We start from the raw sequence: 13123 nt of genomic DNA on the forward strand, positions 1-13123 counted from the left end.
CGTCTTGGGCCGCTCATCATGTGGCAGGTTTGGTTCGGGCCGACGCTGGAGCGCAGCGGAGGCGGCGGAATGAACGATCCCTACGCCCCCACCCCCGCCGACCGGTTCTCGTTCGGACTCTGGACCGTGGGCTGGCAGGCCCAGGACGTCTTCGGCTCGGCGTCGCGCGCGGCGCTCGACCCGGTCGAGTCCGTGCACCGGCTGGCGGAGCTGGGGGCGTACGGGGTGAGCTTCCACGACGACGACCTGATCCCGTTCGGCAGCGACGACACGGTCCGCGACAAGCTGATCGGCCGGTTCCGGGAGGCTCTGGACACCAGCGGTCTGGTGGTGTCGATGGCGACCACGAACCTGTTCGGCCACCCCATCTTCAAGGACGGCGCGTTCACCGCCAACGACCGCGCCGTCCGCCGCTTCGCACTGCAGAAGGTCCTGCGCAACATCGACCTCGCCGCCGAGCTCGGCGCGCCGACCTACGTCCTGTGGGGCGGCCGCGAGGGCGCCGAGTCCGGTGCCGGCAAACAGATGCGGGCCGCGCTGGACCGGTACCGCGAGGCGATCAACGCCCTGTGCGCGTACATCAGGGAGCGTGGGTATGACATCCGCCTCGCGATCGAACCCAAGCCCAACGAACCACGCGGCGACATCCTGCTGCCGACGATCGGTCACGCCCTCGCCCTGATCTCGACCCTGGATGAGCCGTCGCGGGTGGGGCTCAACCCCGAGGTCGGGCACGAGGAGATGGCCGGGCTGAACTTCGCCCACGGCATCGCCCAGGCGCTCTGGCACGGCAAGCTGTTCCACATCGACCTCAACGGTCAGCACGGGCCGCGCTTCGACCAGGACCTGCGCTTCGGCGCCGGCAACCTGCGCGGCGCGTTCTGGACCGTCGACGTGCTGGAGAACAGCTCCGGCTACCCGACGGCGTACGCGGGACCCCGCCACTTCGACTACAAGCCACCACGCACCGAGGACGCCGCAGGGGTGTGGGTCACCGCCGCGGCGTGCATGCGCAACTACCTGATCCTCAAGGACAAGGTCCGCACCTTCCGCGACGACCCCGAAGTCTCGGCGGCGCTCGCCACGGCCCGCGTCGACGAACTGTCGGTGCCGACGCTGATGCCGGGGGAGTCCCTGACGGCACTGCGGGCCGAGGAGATCGACGTCGACGCGGTGGCCGCCCGCGGGATGGCCTTCGAACGTCTGGACCAGTTGGCCATGGAACACCTCCTGGGCATCAGGGGGTAGCGAAGCTTTTCCTCGCCGGCAGCGAGGGCCCGGCCGCGGTTGCGCCCCGCGGCCGGGATGGCCGGCGAGGGAAGGGTCTGCCAGGCCGGCGCGGCACGTGCGAGCGGGCCGCGCCGGCAGGCAGGCACAACTGCACAACTGCACACGAGACCATGACGGCGCGACGGCGCGCGCTCACGCCCATCGTGAAGGAACTGTCATGCCCAGAAGCTCAGCCCGGAGATGGTTCGCCGCCGCCACGGCGGGCCTGCTCGCCGCAGCAACACTCAACCCGGTGCCCGCCAGCGCCGCCGACGCCCCGTACAAGGTTCTCGTCTTCTCCAAGACCGCCGGGTTCCGCCACTCGTCGATCTCCACCGGCATCGCGGCCGTCCAGTCGCTCGGTGCCGCCAACAACTTCACCGTCACCGCCACCGAGGACGCCGCCGCGTTCACCACCGCCAACCTGGCCCAGTACCAGACGGTGGTGTTCATGTCGACGACCGGCGACGTGCTCAACGATGCCCAGCAGACCGCCTTCGAATCCTGGATCCGGGGCGGTGGCGGGTACGTCGGCGTGCACGCGGCGGCCGACACCGAGTACAGCTGGCCGTTCTACGGCACGCTCGTCGGTGCCTGGTTCTCCTCGCACCCGGCGATCCAGCAGGCCACCGTGAACGTCGAGGACCGCACCCACCCGGCCACGGCCCACCTCGGCGCCACCTGGGTCCGCACCGACGAGTGGTACAACTACCAGACCAACCCGCGGTCCACGGCACACGTCCTGGCATCGCTGAACGAGTCGTCGTACTCGGGTGGCACGATGAGCGGCGACCACCCGATCACCTGGTGCAAGACCATCGACAACGGGCGGTCCTTCTACACCGGCTTCGGCCACACCGAGGAGAGCTACGCCGACACGAACTTCAGGAACCTGCTGCTGGGCGCCATCCGGTACACGGCGAAACGCGTCGACGGCAACTGCGCCGCGCCGGTCGTGCCCTCCGGCAGCGTCTACCAGGGTGAGGCGTGGTCCTCCACCGGCGGCGTCCAGGTCGCGAACCACACGCCCGCCGTCGGCGGCCAGACCGCCGGATACATCGACAATAATGACTGGATCGCGTTCAACGGCGTGAACCTGTCCAACGTCACCGGCGCCACCCTGCGCACCTCGTCGGCCGGCGCCGGCGGCACCGTCGAGATCCGCGCCGGATCGACCACGGGCACCCTGCTCGGCACCGCCGCGGTCGCCAACACCGGTAGCTGGGACACCTTCCGCGACGTGTTCACGCCGCTTGTCTCTTCGGCGAGCACCACGCTGTATCTGGTGTTCCGTGGCACCGGCAGCTCGTTGTTCGACCTGGACCAGATCACGCTGACCCGGGCTTCGACCACCCGCCAGGGTGAGGCGTGGTCGTCGAACAGCGGCCTGCAGGTCGCCGCCCACGGCCCCGCCACCGGCGGCCAGACCGCGGGCTTCATCGACAACAACGACTGGGCCGCGTACTCCGGCCTGTCGTTGAGCACCGCCGCCGGCGTCCGCGTCAAGTGGTCCTCGGCGGGTCCCGGCGGCACGATCGAGTTCCGGGCCGGCTCGGCGACCGGCGCCCTGCTCGGCACGCTCGCGGTCGCCAACACCGGCAGCTGGGAAACGTTCCAGACCGCCTCGGTGGCCCTGGGGACCAATGCATCGACCACCCTGTACCTGGTGTTCCGCGGCGGTAGCGGATCGCTCTTCGACGTCGACGAGTTCACGTTGTTCTCCTAGTTTTCAGTCGTGGGCGCCGCCCACGACTGAACAGACGGGTGGCGGGGTCGCGACGCCGACCGGCCCCGCCGTCCGGGCCCCGTCCGCTCGGATGCACCACAGCACCTGCACAACGTCCCGGGTGGTGACGCCGACTCCCCCCGTGACAGGGCAGGTGCGATCCGGGCGGACGGGTCGCCTTTTTTGGCAGTTGTACCGGCGGGAACTGGTTCTTAGACTGGTTTCTGCACCTGGTCGGCCCTTGGACAGGTGCGGGTGGGAGGCGCAACCCACCCGCGCCGTTTTGCATGTCCTCGCCGGTCCGTTTGCACCTCTCCCTCGCGCCCTCATCACCGCCGTTACATCGGAGGAACGCTCATGGCGCGTCCAATCACGCTCTTCACCGGCCAGTGGGCCGACCTGCCCTTCGAGGAGGTCTGCCGGCTGGCCTCGGAATGGGGCTACGACGGCCTCGAGATCGCCTGCTGGGGCGACCACTTCGAGGTCGACAAGGCACTCTCCGACGAGTCCTACGTGGACCGGAAGCTGGAGACCCTGGCCAAGCACAACCTGAAGGTCTTCGCCATCTCCAACCACCTGGTCGGCCAGGCCGTCTGCGATCACCCGATCGACCAGCGCCACCAGGGCATCCTGCCGGCCCGCATCTGGGGCGACGGTTCCCCGGAAGGCGTGCGCCAGCGCGCCGCTGACGAGATCAAGGACACCGCCCGGGCCGCCCGCAAGCTCGGCGTCGACGTCGTCATCGGCTTCACGGGATCCTCGATCTGGCACACCCTGGCCATGTTCCCGCCGGTGCCGCCGCAGATGATCGAGGACGGCTACCAGGACTTCGCCGACCGGTGGAACCCGATCCTCGACGTCTTCGACGAGGTCGGCGTCCGCTTCGCGCACGAGGTGCACCCCAGCGAGATCGCGTACGACTACTGGACCACCAAGCGCACCCTCGAGGCGATCGGCAACCGGCCCGCGTTCGGCCTCAACTGGGACCCGTCGCACTTCGTGTGGCAGGAGCTCGACCCGGTGAACTTCATCTTCGACTTCGCCGACCGCATCTACCACGTCGACTGCAAGGACGCGAAGGTCCGCACCGGCGACGGCCGCCGCGGCCGGCTCGCCTCCCACCTGCCCTGGGCCGACATGCGCCGCGGCTGGGACTTCGTCTCCACCGGCCACGGCGACGTGCCGTGGGAGGACTGCTTCCGGGCCCTCAACGCCATCGGCTACAACGGGCCGATCTCCATCGAGTGGGAGGACGCCGGTATGGACCGGCTCGTCGGCGCGCCCGAGGCCCTGGCCTTCGTGCGCCGCCTGGCGTTCGACGCCCCAGCGGCCGCCTTCGACGCGGCGTTCTCGTCCTCGTCGTGATCGCTCTGTGAAAAGGCCGGCCCCTTCGCGGGGCCGGCCTTTTTCGTGAGTTGCTTTTCGTGAGTTGCTTTCGTGAGTTGCCTAGAAGCTGGTGCCGCCGCTGGGCGTCGTCTTCGACGGTCCCGTCGTCGCCAGCACGTCCCGCTCGATCGCGGGCGTCGTGTCCGAGCTGCCGATCAGCCGCTGGCCGAGGTCGCTCTCAGCGAACCGGCTGTTGGCCAGCTTGTCGGTCACCTTGGTCTTGCCCTCGCTGTAGAGCCGCGTCGCCTGCTCCTGGACGACCCCGGCGGCCTCTTGCACCGTCGGGCTCTCCTTGATCTTCAGGGCAGTGGTCTTGAGCTCTTCGTACTTCTCCCGACCAGCCCGGGCACCGAGCACAAAGCCCGCGGCCAGTCCGCCGAGGAACAGTAGCTTGCCGCGCATAGCGACGAACCTCCTTCTGATCGGCGCCCGGTCATCAGTACGTGTCAGCGCCGTCTCGTGGTGAGTTACCCCTCCATCGTCGTTGCGACACATCGATCATGTACCCGTTTGCAGAGATCTGGCACACGATGGATGGTCTCCGCCGCGCCGGAACACAACCCGCTGGCGCGACCCCCGGGTCCGTGCTGTACTCTTTCCCGGTCGCCCTGATTCACCGGGCGCTGCAATCCCGCGTAGCTCAATTGGCAGAGCAGCCGGCTGTTAACCGGCAGGTTATAGGTTCGAGTCCTATCGCGGGAGCTCCAAACGGCCCCTTACCGGGGCCATTTTAACGCCCGGACCCCTTTCCGGGCGGCGTCCCGGTTGCGCAGGTCGGTAAGCTTGCGACGCTCGGGGCGGTAGCTCAGCGGGTTAGAGCAGGGGACTCATAATCCCTCGGTCGCGGGTTCGAGTCCCGCCCGCCCCACAGGCGCTGAACAGGTAGAACGTAAGTTCTGCATCCATAACTAGCTATGTTACGTACGGTCAGGACACAGGCTGGACACATTTGGCCGGTCAGCCGACCCGGAAGTGCCGGTCCGTACCCCAGCTGATGGGGCTTCCAGTCGGGTCGCTCGACTCGGCGCATCGGGGCATATCGGGTACATGCTTCGGCGCAAGGCCGAGGATCGGCCGGACCGGCCATAGCGCAACAAGTCGGACCGATCGGCCGTTGGGCGAGGAAAGTCCCCACGCTGGCGCTGCCCGTAGCGCTGCACCTGCCTGGCCTTTGGGGCGACACCTGGGCACCTGCGTGCCTTCCCGAGCCACGCCCTCAACGTCCCGGCCTCCTGAAGCGGGCACACCCGGTCCTGGGCCGACCCGTGGCGCCAGTGCGGTCGCGCTGGTTGCGGGGTTCGGCGTTCGTGACCCAGCCGAGGGGTCAATCACCGACGATCATTGTGGTGGTGGCGTTTCCTGCCCTGAGGGAATGCTAGACGGACGCACATGGCCCTGGGCACTGCAGCACACCCGACGGGTCTGCCCGAACTCAGCCCGGAGGATCAGGATGGGTCACTCCTCTATAACAGCCCTGGCGACCTAACGACGAATGGCTGGGTGGCATTGGCCCCGTCAGGTCAGGACGAGGCGTTCCTCATGCTGACCACCGACTACCCGCTCGCAGCGATAGTGATGGGCGTGATCGCCGAGACACTCGGCGTGGAGCCGGGCCGGGTTTGCCGCACACCGATGTCCACCGTCACTGTCCATACCCACGACGACCAGCAGGTCGCGCTCGTCATAGATGACTTGCGCCTTCTACAGCCGGTCAATGACACGTGGCTCGACGTCGCCCGGGAGACCGGACGGGTCGTGTTCGTGCTCGGTACGGCCCCAAAGCCGTCCGACATGGACGTGGACATATACAAAGAACGATTCGCGGAAGGGATGGCGCTCGGCTTTGCTCCGTTCATTGTGGATTGACCTTCTCCCGCGTCACCCGAACGGGTGGCCGTGGTCTACGTAGACCACGGCCCACCCTCTCTGTGAGCGGGACGTCGGCGACCAGTACGTCGCCTGCCGGGACCGCAACAACGCGTGGGGCGACATCGGCTGCTCCGTGCTGCTGGGCCGCAATGTCGCGTTCGCGATCGGCCGGGCCGGTCTCGCCGCAGCGGGCAGCATCGTCAAGGCAGTCGTCGGGCTGTTCGACCTGGCGCTGTGGGCCGACGCCTCTGTCCGCGACGCGCTGAAGCTGCGCAAGGGCAAGCGCGACTTCACCATCGCGGCCGCAGCGGTACCCCCGGCGCCGACCACGAAGGCGCCGCCACCTCCGCCCCCCCACGACCCAGCCGCCGCCGGTGGTCGTCACCGCCACCGTGCAGAACAAGCACCTGGAGGGCGCGACCGGGCTCGGCGAGGACTCGACCCCGGCCTACCTGTCGACGGTCACCCAGCCCCGATGCGCCAGTAACGGCTGCAAGATCGGCAGTACCGACATGTGGTCCGGCGACACATTCACCGCCCTGTGCTGGACCACCGGCGTCCTGATGACGAACGAGAACCGGAATATCCCCGGGGACGACTCCAACCCGCACCGGGTCGACTCCGACCGGTGGCTGAAAGGCACCCGCAACAGCTCCACCGGTTCATCAGCGCCATCTACCTGAACCCGCAGTCGCGCAACCTGCCCGTCCCTGGCTGCTGAACCGCAGAAACATTTGCGGGTGACGTTGCGGTGCTGGGTGGGCCGTGGTCGCCGGCCGGGTGGAGCGTCGGGCTCGGCGCGCGGCTGCGGGGGCGGGCTGCGTGACTGCGCTGGAGCCCCGCTGTCCACCCCGTGGGCCACCGAGCTGCTGGTGGCGCATGGCACGGGCTGGACGGGCTACCTGAATGGCGTGGACGGCGGATCCAGGACCGGCCGCCGGCCGGTCCTGGGCTGGGTGCTCGGCGTCCGGCGGCATGAGCATCTACGTCGTCGTCTTCCTCATACCGGGCGCCGCCGGGATCGCCGCCTGCCGGTACTGCGCCACCCGTCCAGTGATCGCTAAGGCGCTCAGCAGATGGGGGCACATCCTGATGCCGATCGTCCTGATCGGCATCGGCCTGCTCATCCTCATCGAAAGACGGAACCATCGGCCTCTAGCCAGCGGGCATCCGCTCTCCAGCCGTAACCGCTCACGGAAAGGCCGTGGTCTACGCAGACCACGGCCCACTGTGGACGCTCACGTAATTGCTCTGGTCGCCGCTCGTCGTATCCCATGCCGATCGCGGGTGTCGTGGCGGCTATCAAGCCACCGATGAGCGCGACTGGTGGACCGACCTACCCGCCTACGTACCTCCTCCTCGCTGCTGCTTTTCTCTGCCCGCTCGTCGCGACCGTCGCGGGCGCGACGAGCGAACTGCCGGCGAATGCCGCGCCTCGCAGATGGGGGACGACGAGCGGGCAGTAGGCCAATTACGTGAGCGCCGACAGTCCACCCGTCGGGCGACGCGGTCGACGGCAAAGGTCACAACGTCTGTGGCTCGATTTCGTTAAGAGTGCCCAGTAGGTGCACCACACGCTTCGGACGCCGGCTGCGTGGCTCCTGCGCACTCCAGGAACCTCGCCGCCAGTTCGGACGTCGTCCCGACGTGTGCCACAGCCTCCGCAACACCCGCCTCGTCCCACGGCAGCCGCGAGCCGCCGGCAGGCGTCACCGTCGCCCCGGAGCGTCCTCCCCTGCGTCCGCTGGCGGGGTTATCGGTGAGCCGGCAGCCTCGAACACCGCTTTGATCTCGCGGACCGCCCCCCGGATCTCATTGATCGTCTGCATCAGTCGGGCGTCGGCGGCAGCCTCCCTCCGTGCTGCCGCGTCCGCCTCCAGGCGTGCAGCTGCATCCGTCTCCCGCCGCTGCTCGCGGGTGACGTACGACTGGACCGCATACGACAGCCAAGTCGACAAGGCGACGCCCTCCCGCTCAGCGATCCTCGTGCACTGTGCGTGGAGGTCATCCTCCAGCTCGATGGTCAGCCATACCCAGCCCGGGGGGCAGCCGCACCGGCACCCGCGTTTGCGCTTGCACTTGCACCTCTTGATCTTCGACATGGTCGCCATGATGCTCGGGGGGTCCGACAGGAAAACCGGTCTGCCAGGGCATCCGGACACCGTCCTGACCGGACAGACAGGATTGCCGTCCAGTCAGCCCTGGGGTAGCGGTCAGGGTGGGCGGCGATGGCGTCGCGGAGCACCTTGCGGCCGGTCGCGGTGCGGGAGATGACCGGCGGGCAGTCGGCGGGGACGACCAGCGTGCCAGCTGCGTCGATCACGGCGGCGGTCTTACGGGTGCTGCTGAGCATGCGGCCGAGCAGGGTGGTGACCGCGATGCGGTCGTCGGTGGTGAGAGCACCATCGGTGGCCAGGTTGACCCAGCGGACCATTTCGGCGATCGCCTGCGCGGCGGCCCGGCTGAGGCGGACACTCGGGTGCTGGTGGGCATTGAGGGGCTTCGGGCTGCGCCACCGGGCGAGCTTGGCTCGATCTGGTCCGAATAGTCGGCGAACTGGCCCGCCAGGTTTGACCGGCCGGCACTGTGATCCACACCGCGGAATGCGTCCGCCTGGCCGGTTTGGCCCGACTGCAGTAGCCGAACCTTAGGTAAGGGCGCTCCGGCGGGCGGCGATTATTGAGACGGGGAAGTCGTCGGTGGCGCCGCGCCTGTTCACCAGCTCACGCAGGATCAGATTCTCCAGCATAAACGTCGGCTCGAAGCCGGCTGCAGTGAGTGTTTCGAGGCAGAACCGCAGTGCGTCGGGATATCGACGCCACAGGTCCGCATTGAGCCAACTGCCGGAGACTGCCACGACGATGCTGCCGCCTGACCGGACCGCCGCCATTGCGATGTCGAGAAGACGGTCCGGGTTGGGCGTACGGTCAAGAACGTTGACGAGCAGCACGAGGTCGGCGCCGCGCCGGTCCGGCCGCAGCGCGAGGGACTCGACGTCGGCTTGGACCAGCAGCACATTGTCGCGGCGCGGCACCAGCGAGCGGCGCAGGCGGGCGTCGGGGAAGCCGGCGTCCGTCAGGTCGAAGGCGAAGTCATGGTCGCCGCCGAGGATGCGGGCCGCCACTGCCAGCATCGCCGCCGAGTTGTCCAATCCAACGACCGTGGCTTGCGGGAAGCTGCCCGCCATCTCGTGCACGACGCGGCCGACGCCGCAGCCGATGTCCCAGATCGCCTCGACAGGTCCATCCCGCATGCACTGTACGGCGATAGAGGTGACCGTCCGGTAGAAAGTCTCGCTCTCGCCTCGCCCCACCAGCCACCCTTCCGCAGCGAACTCTGGATTCACGAGGGTTGCGTACGAGAACGCCCACAACCCCGCGTACCGCAGGGCGTAGTCGTAGTTCGCGTACGGCGGATTGACCGACTCCGCGTCCTGGTCACTTTTCGCCGTAAGCACGAGCCGTCGATCCCATACGTATCGGTGGGCGCCTGACCCTACGCACACCGCATACCCAGGTGCCGGGGCGAGGTCCGAGTGACAGTCGTCCTCCTGGCACGCCACCTCGGCAAGGAACTGGTACATCACCCGTGAGCCTATATCGACGGGCGACGTCGTAACGCTTAGGGCAGCGCAGGATGCATCATGGCTATCGGTGCGGCACCATCGCTGCGGCCGTGGACGAGGTCCACCACCGAGTCAGCGGTCAGTGGCGCCATCAGGACACCGTTCTGGCAGTGTCCGGTCGCGACGATCACGTTCGGACAGGCGGGGTGGGGGCCGATGACGGGTCGCCGGTTCGCTGTGCAGGGCCGCAGGCCGGAGTAGGTGCGGACGAACTCATACTCGCCTATGCCGGGCACGACAGCAAGGGCTCGGTTGAGTATGCCCGACAGTATATGCGCGGTTGTCGTGGTATCGAAGCCGGCGTCTTCATTGGAGGTGCCGATAAGCAGCTGCCCGCCGGGGCGGGGCATAATGTCGAGTTCGTCGCTGGTGGAGACAGGGTACTGCAGGACGAGGCCGCCCTTGGAGCGCAGGACCACGACCTGGCCTTTGGTCGGAATCAGGTTGGTGATGCGTAGGCCGCCGAGAACAGCGTTGCTCCAGGAGCCGGCGGAGACAACCACCCAGTCTGCGTCGATTCGCCCAGACTCCACGAGCACCCCGGTACAGGTGCCGCCGATGACGTCGAGGCTCTGCACCGTCTCGCCGGTGCGCACTTCGGCGCCGAGTCCTTCGAGAGCGGCCCTCAGCAACTCCCGCAGTTCCTGCGGGTTCACGTTCATGGCGTCCCGGAGGATGACGGCGGCCTGCACGTGCGAGGAAAGCATGGGTTCGCGCACGCGGGCGGCGTCGCCACTCATCCGCGTGTAGTTCAGCCCGGCCGTGTCCCACGATTGGCAGATGGTGTCGATTTCCTCGACCTGAGGATCGGTGGTGGCGACGTGGATGTAGCCGTTGGCGGCGACGTATGGCCGAACGCCGGTGACGGTCTCCAGATCGCCGAGGAACTGCAGGAACCGCTGGTAGGACTGGGCGCCGAAGAGGACGACGTCGGGCGGTACGCTGGTGATCGACGGGGGCGCGATGTAACCGAGGGCGGCGTCGGACGATACACCAGGCTTGCCGTCGTCGATGCAGACCACTTTATGGCCCTGGCCGGCGATGCGGAAGGCGGTCGCGAGGCCGACGATGCCGGCGCCGACGACAACGACCTTCTGCTGTGGGGTGTGGGCATTCATGGGCTGCTCCGATCACTACGGCCGGCCCCGGAAACGGCCGCCAGGCGAGCGGCCGCTTCCCGGATCAACGAGGTTTCTCTGGCAAGCGACAGGCGGACAAAGTCGTCCGGGGCGGTAGGGCCGCGTCCCTCGGTGAAAGCGGTGGCGGGCAGGGTGTGCACCTCGGCGCGATGGGCCAGCCGGGTGGACAGCGCGGTCCCGGTCAGCCCGGGTACCGATGCGAGCAGAAAGCACCCACCCTGATACGGACGGGCGGCGCCCGGCATCGCGTCGGCGAGGATGCTGGCGTTGGCAGCGAGCGTAATGCGTAGCCCGTCGTAGTGGTGATCGCTGGCCCAGCGCAGCCCGGCGATCACGGTCTTCTGCAGGGGTACCGGAATCCGGTAAGTCATGATCTGCTGGATTATCCGGATGCGCCGGGTTAATTCCTTTCCCGCTATCGTCCAGCCGAGCCGGAAGCCGCGCAGGTCAAATTTCTTGCCGCTATCAGAGACGACCACGACTGGATAGTTCCGATCGACGACCGCAGCCGGGGAAATCCCAGGTATGAGGTGAGCGAATACCTCGTCGGATATCACCGGTATTCTCCGGCGAGCGCACATTTCCACGAGGCGAACACATTCGATTTCGCTCAGGACCGCTCCGGTCGGATTATGTGGCGAATTCAGTATCACCGCGGAAACGTCGCCCGCCGCGACCAAATCGCCGAAACCGTCGACGTCGAAAGTTCCATCCAAGGCGACTGCAGCGAACAGCGGTATCGCCCCGGCCGCCGCGACCGCAATCGAATATACCGGGAAGTGCGGCGAGAAAAACACGACCGCCGAGCCCCTGCGAGCGAGGGTCAGCACAGCCGCGGTCACCGCCTCCGAGGCACTGCCGGTCACGGTCACGTTCTCCACGGGGTCCACGAGAACGCCCTGACGGACGGCGAAGTCGTCGGCTATCGCCGCTCGCAGGGCCGACACCCCGTACGGCTCATCGGCGGCGCCCGGTCGGACGAACTCATCGAACAGGAGATCCCTCAGGAACGGGGGCGTACCGAGCTGCGGGTAGCCCCCGGCCAGGTCGATACCGCCTGGCCCGGCGGCCAAGCGGTTAAACACCATCTCCGAATCGAGAGAGCTGTCAGACGACATTTCGGGGCGTGCCTGCGGCGTACAGCTCCACGTTCTCGACGGTCAGGTCCAGGAGGCGGTCGTGGGCCTCCACCGTGAACCAGCCAGCCTGCGGAGATAGCACGACGTTCCTGGCGTGCAGCAGTGGACTCTGGCTGCCGACCGCGCCTTCGTCGAAGCCGGAGTGAGTGATGTCCTCGAAGGCGGCCGAGCCGAGATGGCCGGAATCGAGCATGTCGGCGACCGCCTGCTCGTCGATTAACTGATTGCTGGCGATATTGATGAGCGACGCGCCACGCTTCATCAGGGCGAGGCGTTGCCGGGTCAGCAGGCCGGTGCTGGACGGGTTGACGCTCAGCGTCAGGACGAGGACGTCACTGCGGCGCAGGATGTCGTCCAGGCTTACGTTCTCGACGCCGGGTACATCCTTGTGGGTGCGGCTGTGGCCGATCACCTGCATGCCGAAGCCCTGACCAATACGGGCAACCCAGCTGCCGATGCTGCCTACGCCAAGCACTCCTAGGGTCTTGCGGTACAACTCGTGCCCGAGCAGGTTCTCGGCAGGACTAATTGCGTTGCCAGCGCGAACCTGGGCATCAAGGTCGCGCAGGTGGCGGATCGCGCTCAGTGCGAGAGCGAACGTGTATTCGGCGACGCTCTGGCGGGAGTATTCGGGGACGTTGGTGACGAGGATGCCGCGTTCGCGGGCGGCTTCCACGTCGATGATGTCGAATCCGGTGAGCGCGAGGGAAATGTACTTCAGGCGCGGCAGTCGGTCGAGATTGGAACGGCGCAATGTGGTCCAGCCGATGATGGCGATGTCAGCGTCGGCGAGCCGCGTGATCGCGGTTTCCGTGTCGGGGTGGTCGTCATGGACAGTGACGTTGCCAATGGTGCGCAGGCGCTCCAGGTTTTCTTCGGAAAAGTGCAACTTGTCGAGAACCACAATGTTCATGACGGCGAATCCTAACCTAGGTGTCGAGGGCGGATTGAGGGCATTACAAGATGTCGG

Annotated in this window: 11 protein-coding genes and 2 tRNA genes; 7 read left to right on the forward strand and 6 right to left on the reverse strand. The window is 67.4% G+C overall.

Going from position 1 to position 13123, the window contains the following annotated elements; translation table 11 throughout:
• Positions 1–69 precede the first annotated feature (69 nt).
• The 3 genes from xylA (at position 70) to ACFPIJ_RS27565 (ending at position 4360) form a co-directional block, all read left to right on the forward strand.
• Positions 70–1248: a xylose isomerase gene (gene xylA, locus ACFPIJ_RS27555; RefSeq protein WP_380118790.1), complete on the forward strand. Its 1179-nt coding sequence runs from the start codon at positions 70–72 to the stop codon at positions 1246–1248.
• 199 nt (positions 1249–1447) lie between these two features.
• Entirely contained in the window at positions 1448–2995 is a 1548-nt protein-coding gene (locus ACFPIJ_RS27560; protein WP_380118792.1) for a ThuA domain-containing protein, read from the forward strand.
• 357 nt (positions 2996–3352) lie between these two features.
• Entirely contained in the window at positions 3353–4360 is a 1008-nt protein-coding gene (locus ACFPIJ_RS27565; RefSeq protein ID WP_380118794.1) for a sugar phosphate isomerase/epimerase family protein, read from the forward strand.
• An 81-nt stretch (positions 4361–4441) separates the two neighbouring features.
• Here the strand turns inward: ACFPIJ_RS27565 and ACFPIJ_RS27570 are convergent, their stop codons facing one another.
• The gene (locus tag ACFPIJ_RS27570; protein WP_380118796.1) at positions 4442–4783 is read right to left on the reverse strand and encodes a hypothetical protein; all 342 of its coding nucleotides are present in this window, start codon (positions 4781–4783) and stop codon (positions 4442–4444) included.
• A 227-nt stretch (positions 4784–5010) separates the two neighbouring features.
• Here ACFPIJ_RS27570 and ACFPIJ_RS27575 point away from each other — a divergent pair.
• From ACFPIJ_RS27575 to ACFPIJ_RS27590, 4 genes are all read left to right on the forward strand, one after another.
• A tRNA-Asn gene (locus ACFPIJ_RS27575) sits at positions 5011–5083 on the forward strand.
• A gap of 92 nt (positions 5084–5175) precedes the next feature.
• Positions 5176–5249: transfer RNA gene (locus ACFPIJ_RS27580), tRNA-Ile, on the forward strand.
• A 521-nt stretch (positions 5250–5770) separates the two neighbouring features.
• Positions 5771–6247, forward strand: a complete 477-nt coding sequence (locus ACFPIJ_RS27585; RefSeq protein ID WP_380118798.1) for a hypothetical protein — start codon at positions 5771–5773, stop codon at positions 6245–6247.
• A gap of 377 nt (positions 6248–6624) precedes the next feature.
• Complete coding sequence (locus tag ACFPIJ_RS27590) at positions 6625–6933, forward strand: hypothetical protein (RefSeq protein WP_380118801.1); 309 nt, start codon at positions 6625–6627, stop codon at positions 6931–6933.
• A gap of 1026 nt (positions 6934–7959) precedes the next feature.
• Here ACFPIJ_RS27590 and ACFPIJ_RS27595 read toward each other — a convergent pair.
• The 5 genes from ACFPIJ_RS27595 to ACFPIJ_RS27615 all read right to left on the reverse strand — a co-directional run bounded on the left by ACFPIJ_RS27595 (position 7960) and on the right by ACFPIJ_RS27615 (position 13066).
• The gene (locus ACFPIJ_RS27595; RefSeq protein WP_380118804.1) at positions 7960–8352 is read right to left on the reverse strand and encodes a hypothetical protein; all 393 of its coding nucleotides are present in this window, start codon (positions 8350–8352) and stop codon (positions 7960–7962) included.
• Positions 8353–8897: 545 nt separating this feature from the next.
• Positions 8898–9833 (reverse strand): methyltransferase, encoded by a 936-nt coding sequence (locus tag ACFPIJ_RS27600; protein WP_380118806.1) that lies wholly within the window; start codon positions 9831–9833, stop codon positions 8898–8900.
• A gap of 38 nt (positions 9834–9871) precedes the next feature.
• Positions 9872–10993 (reverse strand): NAD(P)/FAD-dependent oxidoreductase, encoded by a 1122-nt coding sequence (locus ACFPIJ_RS27605; protein WP_380118809.1) that lies wholly within the window; start codon positions 10991–10993, stop codon positions 9872–9874.
• The gene (locus ACFPIJ_RS27610; RefSeq protein WP_380118812.1) at positions 10990–12102 is read right to left on the reverse strand and encodes a pyridoxal phosphate-dependent aminotransferase; all 1113 of its coding nucleotides are present in this window, start codon (positions 12100–12102) and stop codon (positions 10990–10992) included. Before ACFPIJ_RS27610 ends, ACFPIJ_RS27605 begins: the two co-directional genes overlap by 4 nt.
• 19 nt (positions 12103–12121) lie before the next feature.
• Positions 12122–13066 (reverse strand): 2-hydroxyacid dehydrogenase, encoded by a 945-nt coding sequence (locus tag ACFPIJ_RS27615; RefSeq protein ID WP_380118814.1) that lies wholly within the window; start codon positions 13064–13066, stop codon positions 12122–12124.
• Between the last annotated feature and the right edge of the window lie 57 nt (positions 13067–13123).

This window comes from Dactylosporangium cerinum (assembly GCF_042653625.1).
In the GTDB taxonomy this organism is placed as follows: Bacteria; Actinomycetota; Actinomycetes; order Mycobacteriales; family Micromonosporaceae; genus Dactylosporangium; species Dactylosporangium cerinum.